Source organism: Streptomyces sp. NPDC048417 (assembly GCF_040651615.1).
Taxonomy (GTDB): Bacteria; Actinomycetota; Actinomycetes; order Streptomycetales; family Streptomycetaceae; genus Streptomyces.
On record NZ_JBEZKI010000026.1, the window covers coordinates 118,926 to 138,309 of the forward strand.

Consider the following 19,384-nt stretch of genomic DNA (forward strand, 5'->3'; position numbering starts at 1 on the left):
TGGGGTTGGTGGGTGAGGACGGTTCAGCCGTGGGTGCGCGAGGGCGGTCGCGCGGCTGATGGCGTGTAGGCAGGGCCTGGGCGTTCCGGGGACCGTGCGGCCGGGCGCGGTGTGCTGCGGGCGACGGCGGCGTGGACCCGCGCAGTCGGGGGCCCCTCGGTCGGCGGCAGCGCCGGAGCGGGGTGGCCGTTCGCGGTCTGCCAGCGGGCGCGCACTTCGTCGAGCGACCCGAGCGCGTGCAGGGCGTGGTTGATGAGCCGCCCGGGGGCCAGGGTCTCGTTCTCGGCCAGGGCGCGGATGGCGCGGGCGGAGGTGGCGGCCGTGCGGGTGACGGAGGAGCGCATGATCTGCTCGCCGAGCCACTCGGCGCTGCCGGGGCCGATGCCGTCGCAGATGGCGGTGAGCTGTTCGGCGGTCAGCGTGCCGTCGGCCAGCAGACCGCGCCGCTGGGCTTCCCACAGCACGGTGATCCGGTCGATGGGCTCGCCGCGGTGGTGCAGTGCGCCCAGGCAGCGGTAGAGCTGGCCGTGGGCGGGGTCGGCGAAGTCGCCCGGTCGCAGCCAGCCGACGACCTCGTCCATCGCCTTCGGGCGCTCGACCAGGACCGCCAGCAGGAACTGCTCGTCCTCGGCGACCTGGTCCGCCCGTACCGGCGGCGCGACGGGTGCTGGGGAGGGCGGCGTGGCTGGGGCGACCGGGCTCGGTTCGGACCCCCAGCGGCGCGCGAGGTCGCCGAGTACCCCGGCCAGGACGTCCGCATGGTGCAGCGCTCCCTCCACCTGGCCCTGGAGGGCGTCGGCACGGGCTGCCTGGTGGAGGCGGATCGCGTGCTCGGTCACGCTGCGGTGGATCGCTCCCTCCAGCACCATCCGGCCGTACACCGGGGCGTGCTCGGGGCGCGGGCAGGCCGAGATCAGGATGTGGGCGGATACCGCGGTCAGCCCCCGGACGTGGTGGCTGGCCTCGTCGACCGCATCGGTCACCCAGGACAGCGGCACTGGTTCCTTGGTCGCCAGAGCGGGGTGGCCGTCGGTCCGGAGCTTGCGCAGGGCGGCGAACAGCGCCTGGTGGACCGGCCGGTAGAAGTGATCCGGCGCGAGCCAGTCGAGGTGCGCGAGCTGGCCGGGGTCGAGCAGCACCGAGCCGAGCACCGCCTGCTCGGCACTCAGCAGCGGGTTCATCGCTGCCGCCCGGGGTGGGAAGTCGGTGGATCGTCCTGCTGGGAGCGGAGATTGGCGATGACCTGGTCTGCGGTGGCCATCGCGGCGGCGAAGCGGTCCAGCTCGCCGGTGAACGTCGGATCGGTGGCGAGGATCGAGCCGGAACCGGTGACCAGCCACCACTGGCCGCCACGCCGGACGACCGGTGACCGGGCGAGGCGTTCGGAGCGCGCCAGAGGGGAGGATGGAGTGCGTGAGGACACTAGGGGACTCCTGAACAGGTAGAAGGGGGGAGAGTCAGGCCGTGAGGTCGACATCGGCCTGGACGGGGGCGCCCGAGCGGCAGGACCAGGGCGAGCAACCGTCCGGCTCGCCGTTCTCCAGTTCGGCGTCCGCGAGCGTGTCGAAGATGTCGCCCTGGCGTCCGGACCACTCGTGGGCGGTGACCCGGTCGATCGGTGCCTGATCCAGAGGCCGGCGACTGCGGTGCAGATACGCCTGCCCGAGCAGCGGCGTGCCCTCCGCGGTCGCCCGCGCGTTGCCCGCACGGCGGCTCCCAGCCTGTGTCCGCGAAGATCGCCACGTCCAGGCCGGGCAGATGGCCCTCGGCGGCCATGAGCAGCAGACATGTCGACTGGACCCCGGCACCGAGCGAGAGCACCTTGAGCGTCGGGGCGCTCATGCCGACAGCCCGAAACCGTCGCGGCCCAGGGACTTGGCGAGGGCTCGCTCGGTGATGGTCTTCGTCGCGCGGGCCGAGGCCGGACCGACCACCTTGGCGGAGGGCTCCTTGTACCAGGGCCGCAGGTCGAGCATCGCCACCCGGATACCAGTGGCGAGCAGTAGCGCCTTCCCCTTGGGGAGCGCGCGGATCGCGTCGGGGGGCAGGATCCGCTCGGTGCGCATGCTCACCGAGGTGGACTTGCCGGCGTCGCTGGTCGACACCGATGTCGTCTGTACGTCGTGGTCACCGACCTGCCTGCTCAGACGGTCGGCGAAGTCGGCGTCGTCGATTCCACTTCCGATGATCTTGATCGTGGCGGCGGACCAGAGTGCGTCCATGCCTGCCTCGCCCCAGCACCGCTGGCCCTGTCGGTAGGACTGCAGGATCGTCATCGGGATCACGCCCCGTGAGCCCAAGTGGCTGTACAGGTCGGGGAGATCGGAGATTTTGCAGACGTTGGCGGCCTCGTCGAGGACGCACAGGGCAGGCGGGTCGAGCCGCCCGCCGGAGCGCTCGGCGACGACCACGGCCGCGCGCATCACCGCGTCGGCCGCTGCGGCGATGATTGCCGAGGCCGAGCCGCCGCCATCCTTGCTGAGCAGGTACAACGTGTCGCGGGAGGTGGCGAACGTGGAGGGCTTGAACTCGGGAAGGTGTTTGCTGGGGGTGACCCAGGCGGCGACGTCCGGGTCGAGCAGGCAGCTCGCGTACTGCCGCGCGGTCTCATAGATGCCGTCCCGCGTTTCCGTGGCCCCGCTGACGGTGCCCTGGAGCTGGGCGGCGACCGCGTCGTGGCCGGCATCGGTGAGCAGGTCCACCGGAGTGCGGTCAGCAGGGGAGGCGAGCCAGGCCAGGACATCGGTGATCGGGCGCCGGTGGCTGGCGGCGGCCAGGAACAGCGCGCCCAGCGTGTTGCTCGCGGCGGTGGACCAGAAGTCGGAGCCGCTGGATTCGTCCACACTGGCGGCGACGAAGTGCCCGGCCAGACGTTTCGCCCCGGCCAGGTCGCGGGCGTCGGCCAGGATGTCCCACCACATCTCGCGCGGGTAGTGGGCGATCTGCTGCGGGTCGAGCGTCCAGATCGTGCCGACCCTGGCGCGGGCGTCCACCGTCGCGGTGAAGGCATCGTTCGCCGCCTTGTTCGAGGTCAGCAGTACCGGGCCGGGAGCGGCGAGGATCGCGGGGATCGCCAGCCCGGACGTCTTGCCGGAGCGCGGGGCCATGATCGCGACGATCACGTCCTCCCAGGAGGCGCGGACCTCGGCCCGGCCCGGGGAGAGCGTGCCGACGAGGATCCCGCGGTCGGCGGGAGCGACCTCTTTCGGTTTGAGATCGGACAGGCTCGGCCGCAGGCTCCTCGCCTTGGCGGTGATCTCCTTGTCCAGCAGCGGGGCGAGATCTGCTTTGCGGGCGAGGCCGTTCTTCGCGCCGCCGCGCAGCCGCAGCCACAGGACCAGGCCGGTGACGGTGAGGCAGACGGAGAGTAGGCCTGGGACGAGTCGCGCGCCGGCCAGCAGGGCGGTGGGGCTCAGGTGCGGCCACAGCACGTCGGGGTGCAGCAGCGCGTCGGTGGCCCTGAACGGCACCCAGGGGCCGGCGCCGAGGAAGGAGTTGGTGAGGTTGCCGGTCAGCCAGGCGAGGGAGCCGAAGGCGATAGTGGCACCGAGGACGCCGAACAGGAGGTAGAGGAGCGCGTCGGACCCGGTGGTGGTCGAGGGCGCGCTGGTACGCGGGGCGGGCACGGCGGATCCAAGGAGGGAGAGCGGACAAGGCGGGGTGGGGCGCGCGGCGCTCTTCTGCTGGTCATCGGGGCAGCTCCTGTTCCGGGGAGGGGCTGGCGGTCGAGGTCAGGTCGGGGTCATCGGGTGTGTGGCGGCGACCGAGGCGGCGGAGGGCTGGCAGGTGGTTCGGACGTCGCGCCGGCGGAGGGCGCGGTCCGCTGGATGGCGGCGTGCGGGGAGGAGGCGCGGGCGGCTCGCTGCCGGTCCGCTCCCGGGTTCTGGGCGGCGGGCGGCTTGGTGTCCGCGATCGCGTCGCTGCCGAGGACGTCGCTGAGCAGTTCCCTGGTCTGCAGGACGGGCACCTCGTCGCGGTATTTGGGGTCGCTGAGTTCCGCAGGACACGCGGCGATCATGTCCTCGGCGACCTCCAGCTCCTCCTGGACGTCCCGCAACAGGCGGGCGGCGGCGGCCAGCCGTGTCCACGTATCGAAGGTCGGGTTGTGGTGCGGGTTCTCGAAGGTCAGGCGGGCCCGGGTCCAGTCGGCTGCCGCAGCCACGAGTTCGGTCAATTGCGGGAGGGCCCCGGCCAGGGCGGCTTTGACCTCCTCGAGGATTCCGGCGACCTCATGGGGAGTTGCTGTCTCGGTGAGCCGGGCGATCATCCCCGGGACGGAGTACGGGTCGGCCGACGGATGGGGCAGGTATCGGACCTGCAGGGGCGTGTCGGAGTTGGACCCCTCGCTGCCGTGGGCAAGCCGGATGTTGTGCTGCATCGCGGCGCCGATGGCCTCGCCGATGCTCGGGTAGAACTCGGGCACTGTTCCTCCTCGGTCGTTGTGCTGGACGTTGCCGGGTAAGTGGGTAGCACGCGCAGTGCGTGCTCCCCACCCGGATGGATAGGCCCCTCGGCCCTTGGCCGGTCTGATAGCGGACACGCTGGCCAGCGCGTCGCTGGCCCCCATGAGGTAGGTGCGCGCCAGCCCGACGGAGGGAGTACGGGAGGAGAGCATCGGGATCACCGGGTCCGAGGACTGGGGACCTGCGGCGGACGTACGGCTGTACCGACCCGCGGAGACGGAGTGCCGAGCGCCGAAGACGCCTTGGCCTTGTCCGCTGCGGGCGACGTGGCGAGGGCCGCGCTTCGGGCGTTGGGCAGCGCGGGGGACTGCGTTTGCGCCTCGGCGTGGTCCTGCTGCGAGTCGCCGACACGGTGCAATTCGTGTCCCGCTCCGATGAGCTCTGATTGCGCTGCGCTGACGAACTCCGCAGCGAAGCCGAACCGGTCGGCGAGCCCGTACGCCTCATCGTCGAGGTCGGTGATCTGCTCGCCTGCCGTCTCCAGCGCTTCCCGGACGCGTTCCAGAACGCCGTGCTCGGGATGAAGGAGGTGGTCGACCGCCTGCGCAAGGCCGGTACCGTTCTCGGCGGCGCTGATCTGGTCGGTAAGCCGCAGGACTTCGGCTCCGGCGGTGTAGAGCCCGAGCGGGTTGGCCTGGGTGGTCAACCGGCTGGTGTCGAGGTCGAGGTCCAGGTCGACGCTGTACCGGGCGGCGCGGAGCATCTCGGCTGCGTGGGAGGCGACGGCGGCGCGGTCAGCCTGCGGGGTGGTGGTCGGCAGGCGGTGGCGTCGGCCGTACCAGTCCTCGATCTGCTGGAAACCGGCGTGCTTGAGGAGCGTGGCGGACAGATCGTCGCTGGCGCCCTTCGCCGAGACGCTGCCGCTGGGCTCGGTGTTGATGGTGATGTAGGGAGCAGGCACGTGAGACTCCTGGGCGTGGGGTGTTGTGCGTGGGGCCGGAGGCAGGTGGCCGAGTTCGGTGGCGATGCGGCGGCACTCGGTCTGCAGGCGGAAGGCGTCGCGGTAGGCGTTGTGGAGGGTGCCGTCCTCGCGGGCGAGGGTGGCCACGACGTGCACCAAGCGGGCCTGGTTGCGCACGGCGATCCACCGGCAGGCGTCCGGATCGCCGTCCGGGGCGATGCCGGTGGCCGCCACCACCCGGCGGGCCACCTCGGCCCACTGCGAGTCGGTCAGGTCGGGGTGCCGGGGATCAGAGCGGACCGAACAGACCCACACCGGCCGCTCGGGCGCGCGGGCCCCGAGACGGTCGACGGGGGCGTCGAGGGCGTGGGCCAGATACGCCAGCACGTCGGGCTGGGCGAGCATCTCGATCGGGGCGCCGTGGCCGTCCCCGGCGATCAGGCGGGGGTTGGTGTGGTTGCCGCGCTCGCCCGGCCCGTACAGATACGTGAGCAGACCGGCGGTGTGGCTGGCGCGCTGCAGGTGGGCAATCACGGCGTCTACCTCGAGGGGAGTGGTGAACGGAAGCCCGGGTGATCGGGCCGTCAGGGAGAGAGGATCCGCAGATTCCGCGATTTGGCCGGGCCGAAGATGGGTGGTAGGCGGCTGCGGTCACCCCGGGGGACCTCCCTTCGAGTGGTGGACACCTGACCGCAGCCGCCGGCTCATCGAGTCCGTAGTCGCAGGCAAAGTTCGCGCAGACGGAGCGGGCGAAGTGGGCGTCGTTGTGCAGGCGGGCCAAGCGGCCGTCCTGGCGGATGACGGCCCCCGACCGGATGGACGCCGCCGTCCACGGACTGACCGAACTCGCCGACCCCGAACAGCTCGCCACCGTGGCCGGACACATCCACGACGACCGCCTCGGCGGACGCCGATAACCCCCGAAGAACGGCCCCATGAAGGCCAACGTCCCCGGCAACCTCGGGGACCGTGCGTGCAGGAGGTGAAGCAGCGCCGTCCCTGGGAATGCTGAGCCCCGGTACGACCCCCCGCCCGAAGTGCGAAAGGGGGCGGCTGCGGGTACGGCGGAACGCACTGGCGAAAGCCTCGGTGTGCATGGCGGCAGTGCGCGTAGTCTGTGCGCACATCGTGAAGGGGGGCGCGTTGTCGAGACAGTCTTCGCCACTGCTGTCGCAGCAGTCGGTCGGCCTGCTGCTTTCGAAGACCTCGAAGGCGACGACCGTCGGGGCGATCGCTTGGAAGTCTCAGCGGTCTGTGACTGTGGGACTGCTCCAGGTTCGGACGGTTCTCCCGGAGCTGGAGCAGGGGATCATCCGGATCCATATCCGCTGGCTAGCGCCTTCGCAACCGCGCTACCAGTACCTCATCGGGGGAGCTTCAGTGCGCCGTCTGTGCGTCAACGATCCGCATCCCCCGTATGACGGAACCCACAAGCACATGATCAACCCGCTGGGCAGCGAGGAAGACGCCTACCAGCCCACCGATATTCCCGCGGTGCCACTTGTGCCGCGAGTCGCTCCTGGGACCTACCGTGCCATCCTGGAAGCGTTCGCGGGCGAGTGCGAAGTGAGCCTCGGGGAAGACTTCGTCTGGACTGAGCCGGGAAGGAGGGCGTGACAATGGACCGGAACAGTGTCGTTGCGGCGCTCCTGAGCTTCATCAATGACCGGATCGTGACCCACAAATACGGTGACGGCCTCCTTGCGGACCTGCCCATCACCTACAGCGACGGCGACAGCGTCCGCCTCCTCCTGGAGCCCCTGGGCGCAGGTGTCCGTGTATCCGACCAGGCCTCCGCATACGAACGGCTGCTCCTCGCGGACGTAAACACGGACACCGGCCGGGTCGCCGAGGCCATCGCGACCACGATCCGGGTGGCTGGTCTCGCCAACATCGGCAGCGAGGACGATGAGATCGCGACCTTCGGCCCGCTTGAAGACTTGGGCACGATGATGCTCGCCGTCGCACAGGCCAGCATCCGGGTTGAGCAGCTTCGCTGGCTCGCCGTTCGCCGCGCTCCTGTGCGGTTTGCGGACAGGGTTGTCGAGCGTGTGCAGTCGGTTGCAAAGCGTGACTGGAAGGTTGAGCGGAACGCATCCCTGCGGTTGCGCTCCGGTCGGGAACGGGCCGTGACCGTCGCCGTCGAGACACCAACCGCGGCCGCGTATGTGCAGGCCCTCAGCGCCAAGGACAAGGACCAGGCAGCCGAGCACTGCTATTACCTGTTCAGCTGGGCTGACGTACCGCAGCAGAGCCGGGTCGCTGCTCTGGACGGCCAGCGGTCTGAGTGGCCGAGCGAGCTCCTGAGCGAGCTTGGCAGTGTTGCCGATGTCGAGTTCTTCGAGAACCAGGGTGCCGTGGAGTCCGCGATCCAAAGGGCTCTCCGGGAAACTGCAACCGCGCACTGATATACGGGCGCAAGGGACCCGTTGCCTTGGCCCCGCATGACAGAAGGGACGCCCCACCCACCTGCACGAAGCAGAGGGTGGGCCGTCTCAGGCGGCGTAGGGGTCGACGAGGACAGTCTCGTGCTGCATACCTCTATGGTGCGGCTACGCGCGGGTTAATTCGTACTGGCGTTGCGCAGATGTGCGCCGAGGTAGCCGATGACGACCATGCCGGACTTGTCGGTGTCGTCGAAGAAATGCATGCGGGGCGCAGGAGGCTTGCCCGAGCCGATCCGTATGTGCGCGGCCATCACGACACGTCTTGAAGGATCGACCTCCTTGGGCACACGGAATGTCCGCTCCGCCAGCAGCCGCTTGTTATTGCTGACGTGCCGCGATTCGGAGAGGGCCACATCGCCCACCGCCAGCAGAGCACCGCTGGTTGCATCACGGCAGTAGGCCTGCAGGTTCATCAGCGATGGCCCGGCCACGCCGTGAAGGGCAATGGCCGCCTGCTTGGCTTCGGCGTAGGCCTGGATCGTGGCAAGGGCGTCGGCAAGGCGGGCCCGCCATGGATGTGCCGAGACATGGTGTTCCAGGGCTGCGGCCTCATCCGGGTCGCAGGTCATACGCAGTAGCGTGCAAACCTGTTCGGCTTGCTCGAGGATGCCGTGGATGGTGGAGGCGGTCAGGAGCGCCCGTACCCCGACCGGGCCGTCGGGTTGGCCTCCTTGAGAACGCACGATGGTGCGTGCTCGAGCGGCGTCCCGCGCGCGGAGAGCCGCGTCGCGCTGCTGTTCTGCTTCGCTCAACAGTTGGAGCGCCGTGTCGCGCTCCTTGATCGCGGCCGCGAGTTCCGCCCGTAGCGCCTCGACATCGGGCGGTGCCTGCAGTTCTTGGAACATCCGTGCGAGTTCCTGTTGTTTTGCGGTGATCTCTTGGGTGAAACGCTGCTGCGTTGCCCGTTCTGCCCGGAGTTTCGCCTCGGCCTCATTCGCCCGAGCTCGCTCCATCTCGGCCCGCTGCTCTGCTCGTTCGGCTTCCTCCAGGGCCTCTCTGACCATCCTCTGGGACTTGAGAGCGAGGCGGTCCAGTTCCTGCTTCGCGTGCTCGAACTGGCCTTTGCCAACCCCCCTGCCGAACGGGCTCCCCGTGGAACTCATCACGCCGACCCACTCATGAGGCGCCTCGGCACTTTGTGCAGGCCTCCGTCTTGCCCCGCTGTCGGGCTTCGGACAGCGGGACTTCCTCGACGGGGTGCGCCGTCCAACTGTGGACGTCCGCGGTCTTCTGTCCCCCAGTGATGCCTGGACAGTCAGGGCGAGCGTGGTGGTAGTCCCCGCCCCTTGTGATGTAGACGATTGTCATGGGCCCCTCCCTGTCAGCGGACTTATCATCCACCCATCCGCGGTTACTTGCGGTCGGCGTCTTGGATTCGTATCCATGCCTTCTGGCAGGGAGAGAGATCCGGTGCCCCGCCGAAGCGGGGCACCGGGCGTCAGAAGTGAAGGTTCTCGGTGGGCCGGTCGGCTCCGGTGGCCGCCTCGAGCAGCTCGGTCAGGTCGCCGGGCTCGGAGGAGCGTTGATCGATCCACCAGCCGGCGCGGGTGATCGTGCGAGCCGCCTCCTCAATCTCCTCCCACTCCGCCTCGCTGGCCTCGCCTTCGAGGACCAGAGCGGTGTACGCGGCAGCCAGGACATGGTGGCGGCAGCGCACGCCCCAAGCGACGGCGCGATCGGTCCCTTCCAGGGGCGGCATCCGGTACCGTTCCGACCAGGCATCGGACTCTGCCTGCTCTGCGGCGCGCTTGGCTTCCAGCCAGGCGGCCTTGTCCCGCTCGTCGCCCTCCTTCGCGGCCCGCCAGCAATCGGTGCACTCCTGCTTGGCGAGCCACTCGGCGAACCCCGCGCGACGGTCGGCTGCCCGGTCGGACAGGTCTCGCTCAGCCTGGTGTCCACAGGAATGGGTGATCTGCCAAAGGGTCTTCACGGCCATGGGTACTCCTCCTTACGGGAGTTGGGTCAGCGGTTGCGGGAGAGCGCGATGCGCGGGTCCACCGGCCGGGCGGCCGGGCCGGAGGCGGCGGGCGCGGCAACCGGCGCCTTACCCGGCAGGCCGGCGCGGGCGGGACTGGCGGCGAGCGCGGCGGCGCTGATGGGGAGCTTGTGAGTGGTGAAGCCCTGACTGCGCTGGTGGCGCGCTGCCGTCGTAGGCGCGGGTGAGCGGCGCGCGGCTACGTCCCGGGCGAGCAGGGGCTGCACGGCCACCTGGAGGTCGGACCGGTGCATCGCCAGCGTGGCAGTGGCGACCTTGCTGAGCGCCTTGCTGCGGTCGGTGGTGATGGGCAGCGTGTAGATGTCCAGGCCCGGGTTGTGCCGCCAGCCGTGCTCTTCCAGGATGAGCGGGCCCCCAAGGGCGGAGGAACCGTCGGCGGTGGCGGCGACCACACCGAGCTGCGGGTGCTCGGCGAACGCGACGTCCGGCTCGACGCGCGGGGGCCGGTCGGGGGCGGGCGCTGGTCCGGAGGTCAGCGAGGGGTCGAACGCGGCGTCCACGTCGACCCGGTAGCCGGCCTTGCGCAGTAGCGCGACGGCCCGGGTGGTGCGGCCCTGCCCATCACGTTGCTGGTTGGCCAGCGCGTACAGGTTGGGGTGGTCGGGGACGGGGTGGAAGTCGAATCCCTTCAACATCCAGGTGCTGGCAGCCAGTTGCTTGGGGTTGGAGGCGACGATGCCGAAGTCGGGGTGGCGGCCGACCGCGATGTCGGGAAGCGGGTCGTGCTCGGGGGTGGGCATGGCGGATCCATCCGGTGGGCGCAGGGGGAGCGGGGCGGTCGAGGGCGGGGACGGTTCTGCTGGTGCGGGACATGGCGGGCTCCAAGCTGGGCAGTGGTCAGCGACCGGGTGCGGACGAGGGCCGGGCGGGAGGCAGGGAGTGAGGTGCGGCTGAAGCTGACGGCAGCGCGGCTGGGGTCGTGCGCCGTGCGGTCGGCGAGACCGCGAGAGCGGCGGCGACTCGGGACGCCGCTGGTTCCTCCGGGGCGACCTGGTCCACCCGGGCCTGGAGCCTGCCGGGGTGGTCGGTGTGCCGGTCGGCCAGTTCGCCGCGCATGGACCGAATATCCAACGCGTAGGCGTCGAGCTTCTGGGCGATGTAACGCAGCCGGTTCGCGTAGTGGGGATCGGCGGGTTCGCCCAGGCCTTCCCACCAGTCGGCCGTCGTGTTGAGGGACTCCACGACGCGCTGGAGAACGCCGTCACCGGGAGCGGTCAGCTCGCTCAGTGCGGCGACGACCTCGCCCGTGTGCGCCGCCGACTGGATGGACTGGGTCAGGTGGCCGAGCCGGTCGCCGAGGCTGGGCCCCTGATGGCCAGGGGGCGGCAGGCTGGGGTCGAGCAGGCCGGGATCGCACGAGACGTCGAAGCCCTCGGCCTGAAGCATGTCGAAGGCCCGGGTCACCATCTGTCGCTGCTCGGCCAGGTCGGTCATGGCGGAGGGCAGCCGGTGGAAGTGCTCGCGAAACAGCACGGCGGGGACGAAGCCCGCACGGTGGAGCACCGCGTCGGCAGCACTCTTCTGGGCAGGTCCCCGATTTTCCGGTCGGGGCGGCAGGCCGAGCTGATCCAGGCGAGTGTCGATGGCGGCGAGCAGGCGGGGGATGCTGCCGCCATGTCGCGCGTGGGGACCGTCGGGCTCCGAGTCGTAGATCACTTCGTGGAGCGTGGAGTCGTCGGGATGCCCGCGCGTCACCAACCAGCCCTCCGGATACCCAGGCGGGTGGTCGGTGGGCGGTTCCTGGGGCGGAGAGATGATCAGGGCGCTGCCGTCGGGGAGTTCGGCGTGGACGATGTAGTCGCTGAGGCCGTACTCGACGGTGCAGGACAGTCCGCGTTGCCGAAGCGGCGTGGTCAGGTGGCTGTACGGGTGGTCATGCTCCGACGTGCCAGCGGTGGCTTCCTGGATGAAGGGTTCGCTGGTGCGCGCCGTGATGCGTGTGCCCTCCCGCTGGAGGGTGACCAGGGTCTGATCGGGGCGCATGTGGGCTTCTCCGTGGCCGGCCGTCCCCAGCGGTCGACGGCGGCGGGAAGCGGCAGCCGGGCGGGGACTGTAGGGGTGGTGGCGTTCGTCGAGGATCCGGCGATCGGACGGTTTGGCCTCGCCGGAGGACGGTGGTAGAGGCTTCAGCGCGAGCGGCGCACGGCAGGGGGGTCGGACACCGCCGAGGCGGGCGGCGAAGCGACAGAGGCACCGCGCTGGCCGGAGGCGGATCGGGCCAGGGCCGCCTGGACACGCCCGGTGTGCGCGGACTGGTCGACGCCGATCCGGTCGGTCAGGTGATCGGCAGCCCTGGCCAATGCCGCTCCGCTGTAGTTGAGTTCGTCGGCGTAGTGCCAGCCTTCGGAGTTGCGGATCTCGCGGGCTCGTTCCTCGTAGAGCTCCCGCGACCCGGGCATGGACCCCTCCATGAGCGCGATGACCTGATCCCACTCGCGGCGGATCTCGCCTGCTCGCTCCAGTACGGAGTCGATCCCCCGCAGGCGCAGCAGGTCGGTGCTGATCGGGCCGTCAACGTAGTCGGCCGGTTGCGCGGCGGCCCGGACAGTGGCGAGGACTTCGGGGCCGTGAGCCAGGAAGGTCTCGACGTGCTCCCAGGCGGCGGCGTCCCGGGCCACCTTGCCGTCGGCGTACCCGGTTTCATCGACGGGCCAGCCGTCCTCGTCGCAGTACGAGTCGGAGACCGCGTCCCACTGGTCCGAAGCCTGCCTGATGCCGTCAGCGGCGGAGGCCAGGGCCTGGACACGTACCCGCCATACCGCCCGCTCGCCGGCATATTGCGGCTGGCAGTCACGGGTGGCGGAGGAGTCGGGAGAGGTAGGCATGGTCTTTACTCGTTTCTGTACGGGTGCCTCACCGCGAACGCGGCAGCGAGCGGGTGACGGATGGTGGGACCGGAGCCGGAGCGTCGCTCTGCTGGCCGGGGGAAGTTCCCCGGGCCGACGCCGCTGGCGAGAGACCGGCTGGCGCTGCCGCTTGGTGCGACACCGACAACCGGGAGCGGATCCCGTGGTCGACGTTCTCCGCGACGAGATGCAGCTCCTCGCCGAGGCCGGTCAACCGGGAGGCGATGGCGTCCAACTCGGACGCGCTGCCTCGGGCACCGTGGACGCGACACCACTCAGAGGCGGTTTCGAGCATCTGATGCAGGCGGGCCACCGCGCCGAAGTCCTCCGTGACGGCCTCGCGGAACAGGTCGGTGAACTCCTCGGTCCAGACTGTGGCGAGGCGGTCGTTCCCGTCAGTTGCCGGTACGCCGCTGTCCGGACTCGCGACCGGGCCGGTCGTCGGGTGGCGCTGGAGCGGGGCGGCGTCCTCGATCGCACCGAACCGGAGACCAGGGACGAGCCCGGACCGGGAACCCGCGACCCCACGGAGGCTCACTGCCGTGCCTCCTTGCGCAGCGTAGGAACTGAGGACTCGTCAGTTGCGGTGAACTCACGGGGGTCTGCATGCATCCGGGCGTCCGTGTCGAACAGCTCGCGCTCGGCCGGATGCAGGATGTGCTGGGTGATGAAGCTCCGACCTGCGACTTTCCACAGGCCCCGGCCCTTGGTCAGGGCGGACACGGCCTGGGTTTCGACACCGGTCAGGCCGAGCAGCGACGCGGCGGCGGCGAGCTGGTCGGGCTCCTGGCGGTAGATGATGCGGGTGGAGCAGTCGGCGAGGAGGCCCTCGGCCAGCACCCGGCCGCGCGAGCCGACGTCGCCCGCGCTCAGCAGATCGCTGAGGCGGTGGATGACCATCAGGTTGGCGATGCCGAGCCCTCGGCTGAGCTTCCACTGGCTCTGCATGCGCTCCAGCAGGCCGACGTGCCTCATCACCCGCCATGCCTCGTCGTAGATCACCCAGCGTCGGCCGCCGTCCGGGTCGGCGAGCGCGGACTCCATCCAGGCGCTCGCGCAGGTCATCGCGAGGACCAGCGCTGTGTCGTCACCCGAGCCGCCCAGGCGGGAGAGGTCGATGGACAGCATCGGGGTGGTCGGGTCGAAGGCCACGGTCGAGGGCGCGTCGAACATTCCGCTCAAGTCGCCGTGGACCAGACGACGCAGGGCATGCGCGAGGTCCTGCGCGGCGGCCCCCATGCGCCCGGCCTGGTCGCCGAGAGCCAAGTCGAGGCGCTCGGGCGAGCCGAGGGTGTGCGCGATCTCGCCGAGCAGGGGCACGGTGCCGCCTGCCTCGGCTTCGGTGACGACCAGGTCCAGCGCGAGATCGAGGGCAGTGTGTTCCATCGGCTGGAGTTCGCGCTTCAGTACGGTGCGCGCGAGGCCGGCCAGGAGCAGGAGACGGCGCTTCCGGACTTCGGTTGACCAGTCGTCCTCGCTCACTGAGGCGGGCCGGGCCGGAGCATCCAGGGGGTTCAGCCTGCCCGGGAGTCCCGGTCCCAGGGCGATGCTGTAGCCGCCGAGAGCCTGCGCGACGGCCGTCCACTCGCCCTTGGGGTCGCAGGGCACGTAGACCCGGTAGCCGTGAGCGATTGCCCTGGTGGCTATGGACTTGGCCAGCGCGGACTTGCCCATGCCGATGATCCCTGCCAGGACGGCGTTGGGGTTGGTGAAGCCTTCGATCCGACCGCTGTTGTACAGAGAGAAGGGGTCGTAGCAGAACGCGGCCTCCGCGTGGACGTCGCGGCCGATGAAGATGCCCTCCGCGCCCAGGCCGCCCTCGGCGAGGAAGGGATAGGCCCCGGACACGGTGGCGGTGGTCATCCGGTGGGCGGGCAGGCGGAGCTTGCCGCCGCGCGCCGAGGAGGAGCCGGGGCGTCCGGACGGCGGATAGGTCGGGCGCAGCTCCGGGTCGAGGCTCTCCTCGTCGCGGCGCTTGGGCGGGGCTCCGGCGAGGCGGGCCTGGCGGCGGGCCTCGGTGAAACCGGCGCGGGCGGCGCGCTGCTCGGCCCGCGATGCCTTGCGGGGGACGAAGAGGGGGGAGGCGCTGGCGCGGGTGCGGGGCATGAACGGTTCTCCAGACGGAAGACAGGGATGTCAGCGGCGGATGAGGCCGGTGAACGGGGCGTAGAGGTCGGCCGGGGTGGTGCGGCGGCGCACCAGGTGCGCGGTGCGCTGGTGGCGCTGGCAGATGGTCAGCTCCGGCGCCCCCTCTGGTAGGCCGGCCTGGCACCCCTCAAGATCGGGGACCTCTCCGGAACCGGGTCGGGGTGCCGCGTGGTAGGCGGCGTGGACGTGCTCGGCGGCCTGCCAGATCCGGGTGCGGGCGGCTCGGAGCTGGTCGCCCTCGATCGGCGCGAGTCGGCCTGTGCGTGCGGCGTGGGCGTCGAGCAGGCCGTGCAGCGAGACGAGGTGGGCGTGCAGGGCGTCCAGCTCGGCGCGGGTGGTGACGAGGGGACCGCCCGGAATGTTGAGCGCGTGGTGAAAGTCGAGCGCGGCGGTGGCGAAGGGTATGAAGTCCTGCGCTGTCGGGCTGGCGGTGCGGGACATGGGGGGTGCTCTTTCGGAAGGGAGGAGGGCCGGCATCAGGCGGTGAGGGCGAGCGGCATGGCGGCGGCGGTGAATGCTTCGGCCTGCTGCCAGGTGAGCGGCCGGAGGTCGAGCTGTGCGCCGACGGCCGCGGTCTCCACGACCGCGCACGCGGAGCGGAGCTCCTCCTCGGAGTCGGCCGAGACGGTCAGCAGGCCGGTCAGGGCGACATCCGCGTGGCCCGCGATGAGCTGGCGCTCACGGGACTTGATGTCCTGGTACTCGATGGAGTCCGCTTCGGAGTCGACCTGGCCGCGCCGAGCTCGCTCGGCGGCGTCCGCGATCACGCTGGCCTTCTTGCGCTGGACATCGCGCAGGGCGGCGTCCAGTCCCTTCGGCTCGTACGACAGCGACAGGGTCCGCCGGACCCCGGCGGTGAACAGGAGCTGGTGCAGGAAGCCCGCCGACGTCTCGGTGCGGGGCCAGTTCTCCACCCAGTACGTGGCGTGGACGGCGGAGTCAGTCGCGATGTGGTCCGACTTCTCGACGACCACGACCGGGCCGGCAGCGGCGAAGTCAGCCTCGGGACGCCCAGAGGAGGACCAACGGTCCAGTGCGGCAAGGGCCTTGGGGTCGTACGCCGTTCGCACGACGGCCGCGATCTCGTGGGCGGTGAGCCAGCCGGTGGGGTTGAGCCCGGCGGTGCGCGCGGCCTGGTCGAAGGTCGAGGTCAGCTGCGCCAGGACGCTGAAGGACCCGGTCATACCGCCTCCGGCCTGGTTGATCAGGCGTCGCGCGGCCTTGGCGTCCAGCGAGACCGCGACGTACGCCTCGTGCGGCGCCGCAGCCGGGCCCGCGCTCTGGATCAGCTCGCTGTAGATCGCGCCGGCCACCGGGGTGTCGGGCTGGCCGCGCTCCTCCCAGTACCGGCGAAGGGCGTCGCCGGAGTCAGGCACGGTGCGCTCGATCACCTGGATCCGGGCGACCTGACCGGTGCGGGCCAGCGCGGCGAGGGCACGCCCCCAGCCGTTGACGTTGGCGTTCTGGGTGCCCGGGTCGAGCAGCGCGTAGGCGCGGGAGGACACCTTGACGACGGCGGTCAGCGTGCCGGTGTGGGGGTTGTGGACCGCGCCGTACCGGCGGTCGGGTGCGGTGACCACGCGCAGGCTGGCGGCGGTACCGGGCAGGTGGAGGAGTCCTTCGCGGACCGGGCGGCGGGAGGGCCGGACGAGCCAGATCAACTGGCCCCGCATCCGGCGGAGCACGTACCGGGTAACGATCGGAGCCCAGTCGGCCAGGGCTCGGCCCCGGTGGCGAACGAAGACGAGCAGGGCGATGGCGGCCCACAGCGGGATGAGTTCGAGAGCGCCGACCACGCCACGGGCGAGGATCACGGCGAGCAGGAGCAGGCCGGTGAGGCTCACGACGATCAGTTGCGGGGCGGTCAGGCCGAGCAGGATGCCGCGCGTGCTGCGGTGCGGGAACTTCACGGTGGCCGTGGTGGCTTCGGCCTGGGGGTTGTCAGACATGGCGGTTCCAGACAGCGGGAGCGGGCGGGAAGGGGCGGAAGGCGCGGGGCTCTTCTGGAGGTCATGGCAGGACTCCGTTTCGGGTGGTCGGGGGAAGGGGGCGGGCTGGAGGGCTGCAGCCCGCCCCCTGGGTGGTGGTGGGTCAGGACCCGGACGGCGGCTGGTTGGGGTAGACCCAGCTCGTCGGAGTCGGGGAGCCGGTCGCCGACGGACCGGTGGAGGGCGGCGGCGGTGCGGCGGGACCGCTGGGCGGCACGGCACCTGCGCGGGTCAAGCTGCTGCCCGGAGCCGACGCGCCAGCGGGTTGGGCTGCGGGGGGAGCGCTCCCCTCGGAGCCTCCTGCTTCGGTGTCGGCAGGCCGTGTGATCAGCGCGGGGATGCCGGGGCGCTGGATCAGGGCGCGACCCTTGTCGCCGGAGGCGTTCGGGTCCTCGCCGTACCGGAAGCGGGTTTGCGGCTTCGGGGGACCGGTGTCGATGCCATCCTTGCTCAGGTTGCCGCCGGTGGGGTTGATGCCGGAGGCGACACCGTCGCTGCCCGCGCCGGGGACCCGGCTCGGCCCCTGCGGAGCAGGAGTGCCGGTGCTGGCCTGCATCGCGAGGCTGCCCGCGGTCTTCGCGGCCCCCGCGGCGACCGCCATGCCGGCGACGCCGGTACGGTGCAGGTCGTCGTGTCCGCCGCCGTCGGTCGCCCAGTGGACAAACTTGTAGGTGGCGTACGGGCAGACCAGGACCAGGACCATGACGACGATGCCGGCCATCGCGTCGGACAGGGCGGCCATTCCGTCCTGGGGATCGGACTTGCCCATCGCCGAGACGCCGATCAGGAAGACCACGGTCATCAGCAGTTTCGACACGACGAGGGCGGCGGTGGCCTCGATCCAACCCCGCCGCCAGCGTTTGGCGACCTCCCAGCCGCCCCCGGATCCGGCGAAGACCGCGAGGGCGACCATGATCAGGACGCCGACCTTGCGGGAGACCATCACGCCCCAGTACATGAACGCGCCGATCGCGCAGCCGAAGGCGACGAGGGCTGGGACGGTCCAGCCGAGGCCGTACATCGCCCCCAGGTTGTTGACCTTGATGACGCGGCGGATCGCGTCGTCCACTGAGCTGTTGGCTGCTTGGAACAGGCCGTCGGACAGAGCGTCGACCACCGTGACGGCCACGGAGGTGAAGGCGACGGCGCAGAAGGAGAAGAGGACGCCGGTCATCGTGCCGATCGCGGCTTGGGCGAGGGCGCGTTCGTCCCGTCGCCAGGCCGCGAACATCAACTGGATGCAGAACGTGCCGACGGTCAGGGCGAGGCCGATGGGCAACAGCAACTCGTAGTTGTCCCGGAACCAACCGGCGTTGAGATCGATGGCGGTCGTTTCGTTGACGGCCTTGGCGGCCAGATCGGCTGCGCTGGCGGCCAGCTCACCCGCTGACTTCGCGATCCACGCCCCGATGCCGTCGGTGACGGTCCCGGCGGGGTTCGTGGCGAAGTCGACGGCGCCGCAGACCTTGTCCATCAGCGGAAAGTCGCAGACTCCCATGGCGGTACCTCCTTTCTCGGGTGAGGGTCAGGGCGCGACGGCCGGCAGGACACCGGCCAGGGCGCAGGGCTGGGAGGGGCGGCACTGGACCGCGAGGGTGGTGACACGGTTCTCGGCGCCGCCGTGCGGCGAACCGTTCCAGGCGATCGACTGTTTGCCGGAAACCGTCACGGCGTAGATGTGCGTCTGCGTGATCGCCCCGGGATCTTCCTGGAGGGCCTGGGTGAACGAGTCGGGGAAGTGCGCCTCGTTCACGGTGGCGGTGGCGAACTGACCGTTGGCGGCCATTTCCTTCCACAGCACGGGCGAGGGGACGAGCGCGTCGACCGAGGCGGCGTCGGCGTACTTGGTCTCGCTGGTCAGCCACTTGTGCAGGGCGGCCAGCAGCTCATGCTGGGAGTAGGCACGGGTGTCGTAGGACCACAGCGCTGCGGCTGCCGCCTTCCCGAAGGCGATCGGGTCGTGCGTGGACGGGGGAACGGGAAGGACGCCGCGGTTCCCGTGTGGTGGTGACGCGGCGGAAGCCGAAGCGGTCGGGGAGGAGGGGGAAGCCGAACCCGCCTGCGGTGCAGGAGCCTTGGAGGAGGTCCTGCCGTCGCGGGTGAGGTAGGCGGCCAGGCCGGCGAGGGCGACGAGCGCCACCAGGACAGCGGTGCCGAGCAGCGCCCGGCGGCGCACGCGCGATGCGCCGCCGGGGTTCGAAGAGCGGGGAGACATCAGTGGACCTGCGTCCCCAGCGTGCTGAAGAACGCCACCACACCGTTCGCGGCACCCAGCAGGAGGGCCGCTCCAGCGCTGACCAGCACGCCCTTCTTGCCGCTGGCCTCGGCCTGGTGTCCGCCGGAGTGGTGACCCCAGGCCCATACGCCGGCGCTGACGGCGAGCGCGCCGACCACGGCGATGATCCCGAAGAGGTTGACGGAGCCGATCACCTGCTTGAGGACCGAGAGGCCCGGCAGCCCGCCCTCGTTCGGTTTGATTCCGGGGTCGTAGGCGAGCTGGGCGACCTTGTCGGCGAGGTACATGGTTGCGAACTCCAGTTCGATTTAGTGCATGCCAAAGCCCGAGGGGGCGAAGCGGCAGTGCAGGAAGGGGAA

The 19,384-nt window shown here is 70.7% G+C and carries 20 protein-coding genes; 2 read left to right on the top strand and 18 right to left on the bottom strand.

All coding sequences use genetic code 11. From position 1 onward, the window contains the following. Positions 1-23: 23 nt before the first annotated feature. From AB0D59_RS35565 to AB0D59_RS35590, 6 genes are all read right to left on the bottom strand, one after another. A complete protein-coding gene (locus AB0D59_RS35565; protein ID WP_362574540.1) occupies positions 24-1,181 on the bottom strand; it encodes a DnaB-like helicase N-terminal domain-containing protein in 1,158 nt (385 codons plus the stop codon). Then, on the bottom strand, positions 1,178-1,423 hold the full coding sequence (locus AB0D59_RS35570; RefSeq protein WP_362574541.1) for a hypothetical protein: 246 nt from the start codon (positions 1,421-1,423) through the stop codon (positions 1,178-1,180). The genes AB0D59_RS35565 and AB0D59_RS35570 overlap by 4 nt, the downstream gene beginning before the upstream one ends. Positions 1,424-1,457: 34 nt before the next feature. Beyond that, the gene (locus tag AB0D59_RS35575) at positions 1,458-1,808 is read right to left on the bottom strand and encodes a hypothetical protein (RefSeq protein WP_362574543.1); all 351 of its coding nucleotides are present in this window, start codon (positions 1,806-1,808) and stop codon (positions 1,458-1,460) included. A 30-nt stretch (positions 1,809-1,838) separates the two neighbouring features. Continuing rightward, positions 1,839-3,626: a TraM recognition domain-containing protein gene (locus AB0D59_RS35580; protein WP_362574545.1), complete on the bottom strand. Its 1,788-nt coding sequence runs from the start codon at positions 3,624-3,626 to the stop codon at positions 1,839-1,841. Positions 3,627-3,742: 116 nt separating this feature from the next. After that, the gene (locus tag AB0D59_RS35585) at positions 3,743-4,423 is read right to left on the bottom strand and encodes a hypothetical protein (RefSeq protein ID WP_362574547.1); all 681 of its coding nucleotides are present in this window, start codon (positions 4,421-4,423) and stop codon (positions 3,743-3,745) included. A gap of 197 nt (positions 4,424-4,620) precedes the next feature. Next, on the bottom strand, positions 4,621-5,898 hold the full coding sequence (locus AB0D59_RS35590) for a hypothetical protein (RefSeq protein WP_362574548.1): 1,278 nt from the start codon (positions 5,896-5,898) through the stop codon (positions 4,621-4,623). A 561-nt stretch (positions 5,899-6,459) separates the two neighbouring features. On the opposite strand from AB0D59_RS35590, the gene AB0D59_RS35595 reads away from it, so the two are divergent. Together AB0D59_RS35595 and AB0D59_RS35600 are read left to right on the top strand one after the other, a co-directional pair. Beyond that, entirely contained in the window at positions 6,460-6,981 is a 522-nt protein-coding gene (locus AB0D59_RS35595; protein WP_362574550.1) for a hypothetical protein, read from the top strand. Between the two features lie 2 nt (positions 6,982-6,983). Then, a complete protein-coding gene (locus AB0D59_RS35600) occupies positions 6,984-7,772 on the top strand; it encodes a hypothetical protein (protein ID WP_067020042.1) in 789 nt (262 codons plus the stop codon). Between the two features lie 155 nt (positions 7,773-7,927). Here the strand turns inward: AB0D59_RS35600 and AB0D59_RS35605 are convergent, their stop codons facing one another. The 12 genes from AB0D59_RS35605 to AB0D59_RS35660 form a co-directional block, all read right to left on the bottom strand. Further along, the gene (locus AB0D59_RS35605; RefSeq protein WP_362574552.1) at positions 7,928-8,917 is read right to left on the bottom strand and encodes a hypothetical protein; all 990 of its coding nucleotides are present in this window, start codon (positions 8,915-8,917) and stop codon (positions 7,928-7,930) included. Positions 8,918-9,249: 332 nt separating this feature from the next. After that, positions 9,250-9,747 carry a hypothetical protein gene (locus AB0D59_RS35610; RefSeq protein ID WP_362574554.1) on the bottom strand — a complete coding sequence of 166 codons (498 nt, stop codon included), beginning with the start codon at positions 9,745-9,747 and terminating at the stop codon, positions 9,250-9,252. A gap of 26 nt (positions 9,748-9,773) precedes the next feature. Then, positions 9,774-10,547, bottom strand: coding sequence for a hypothetical protein (locus tag AB0D59_RS35615; protein WP_362574555.1), 774 nt, complete (start codon positions 10,545-10,547; stop codon positions 9,774-9,776). A 97-nt stretch (positions 10,548-10,644) separates the two neighbouring features. Then, the gene (locus AB0D59_RS35620; RefSeq protein ID WP_362574557.1) at positions 10,645-11,790 is read right to left on the bottom strand and encodes a hypothetical protein; all 1,146 of its coding nucleotides are present in this window, start codon (positions 11,788-11,790) and stop codon (positions 10,645-10,647) included. Positions 11,791-11,933: 143 nt separating this feature from the next. Next, positions 11,934-12,632, bottom strand: a complete 699-nt coding sequence (locus tag AB0D59_RS35625; protein ID WP_362574559.1) for a hypothetical protein — start codon at positions 12,630-12,632, stop codon at positions 11,934-11,936. Positions 12,633-12,660: 28 nt separating this feature from the next. Continuing rightward, the gene (locus AB0D59_RS35630) at positions 12,661-13,191 is read right to left on the bottom strand and encodes a hypothetical protein (RefSeq protein WP_362574560.1); all 531 of its coding nucleotides are present in this window, start codon (positions 13,189-13,191) and stop codon (positions 12,661-12,663) included. Further along, positions 13,188-14,759, bottom strand: a complete 1,572-nt coding sequence (locus tag AB0D59_RS35635) for an ATP-binding protein (RefSeq protein WP_362574562.1) — start codon at positions 14,757-14,759, stop codon at positions 13,188-13,190. The genes AB0D59_RS35630 and AB0D59_RS35635 overlap by 4 nt, the downstream gene beginning before the upstream one ends. 30 nt (positions 14,760-14,789) lie before the next feature. Next, on the bottom strand, positions 14,790-15,242 hold the full coding sequence (locus AB0D59_RS35640; RefSeq protein WP_362574564.1) for a DUF6238 family protein: 453 nt from the start codon (positions 15,240-15,242) through the stop codon (positions 14,790-14,792). A 35-nt stretch (positions 15,243-15,277) separates the two neighbouring features. After that, positions 15,278-16,750 (bottom strand): SCO6880 family protein, encoded by a 1,473-nt coding sequence (locus tag AB0D59_RS35645; protein WP_362574566.1) that lies wholly within the window; start codon positions 16,748-16,750, stop codon positions 15,278-15,280. 142 nt (positions 16,751-16,892) lie between these two features. Beyond that, positions 16,893-18,287: an ATP-binding protein gene (locus AB0D59_RS35650; RefSeq protein ID WP_362574568.1), complete on the bottom strand. Its 1,395-nt coding sequence runs from the start codon at positions 18,285-18,287 to the stop codon at positions 16,893-16,895. Positions 18,288-18,314: 27 nt separating this feature from the next. Then, positions 18,315-19,004, bottom strand: coding sequence for a hypothetical protein (locus tag AB0D59_RS35655; protein WP_362574569.1), 690 nt, complete (start codon positions 19,002-19,004; stop codon positions 18,315-18,317). Then, entirely contained in the window at positions 19,004-19,312 is a 309-nt protein-coding gene (locus tag AB0D59_RS35660) for a DUF6112 family protein (protein ID WP_362574570.1), read from the bottom strand. The genes AB0D59_RS35655 and AB0D59_RS35660 overlap by 1 nt, the downstream gene beginning before the upstream one ends. Between the last annotated feature and the right edge of the window lie 72 nt (positions 19,313-19,384).

Bases quoted from the DNA above. Each gene is read 5' to 3' on its own strand.
- AB0D59_RS35645 (WP_362574566.1), bottom strand. From the start codon at position 16,750: ATGTCTGACAACCCCCAGGCCGAAGCCACCACGGCCACCGTGAAGTTC.
- AB0D59_RS35640 (WP_362574564.1), bottom strand. From the start codon at position 15,242: ATGTCCCGCACCGCCAGCCCGACAGCGCAGGACTTCATACCCTTCGCC.
- AB0D59_RS35620 (WP_362574557.1), bottom strand. From the start codon at position 11,790: ATGCGCCCCGATCAGACCCTGGTCACCCTCCAGCGGGAGGGCACACGC.
- AB0D59_RS35610 (WP_362574554.1), bottom strand. From the start codon at position 9,747: ATGGCCGTGAAGACCCTTTGGCAGATCACCCATTCCTGTGGACACCAG.
- AB0D59_RS35600 (WP_067020042.1), top strand. From the start codon at position 6,984: ATGGACCGGAACAGTGTCGTTGCGGCGCTCCTGAGCTTCATCAATGAC.
- AB0D59_RS35595 (WP_362574550.1), top strand. From the start codon at position 6,460: ATGGCGGCAGTGCGCGTAGTCTGTGCGCACATCGTGAAGGGGGGCGCG.
- AB0D59_RS35635 (WP_362574562.1), bottom strand. From the start codon at position 14,759: ATGCCCCGCACCCGCGCCAGCGCCTCCCCCCTCTTCGTCCCCCGCAAG.
- AB0D59_RS35565 (WP_362574540.1), bottom strand. From the start codon at position 1,181: ATGAACCCGCTGCTGAGTGCCGAGCAGGCGGTGCTCGGCTCGGTGCTG.
- AB0D59_RS35650 (WP_362574568.1), bottom strand. From the start codon at position 18,287: ATGGGAGTCTGCGACTTTCCGCTGATGGACAAGGTCTGCGGCGCCGTC.
- AB0D59_RS35655 (WP_362574569.1), bottom strand. From the start codon at position 19,004: ATGTCTCCCCGCTCTTCGAACCCCGGCGGCGCATCGCGCGTGCGCCGC.
- AB0D59_RS35660 (WP_362574570.1), bottom strand. From the start codon at position 19,312: ATGTACCTCGCCGACAAGGTCGCCCAGCTCGCCTACGACCCCGGAATC.
- AB0D59_RS35625 (WP_362574559.1), bottom strand. From the start codon at position 12,632: ATGCCTACCTCTCCCGACTCCTCCGCCACCCGTGACTGCCAGCCGCAA.
- AB0D59_RS35615 (WP_362574555.1), bottom strand. From the start codon at position 10,547: ATGCCCACCCCCGAGCACGACCCGCTTCCCGACATCGCGGTCGGCCGC.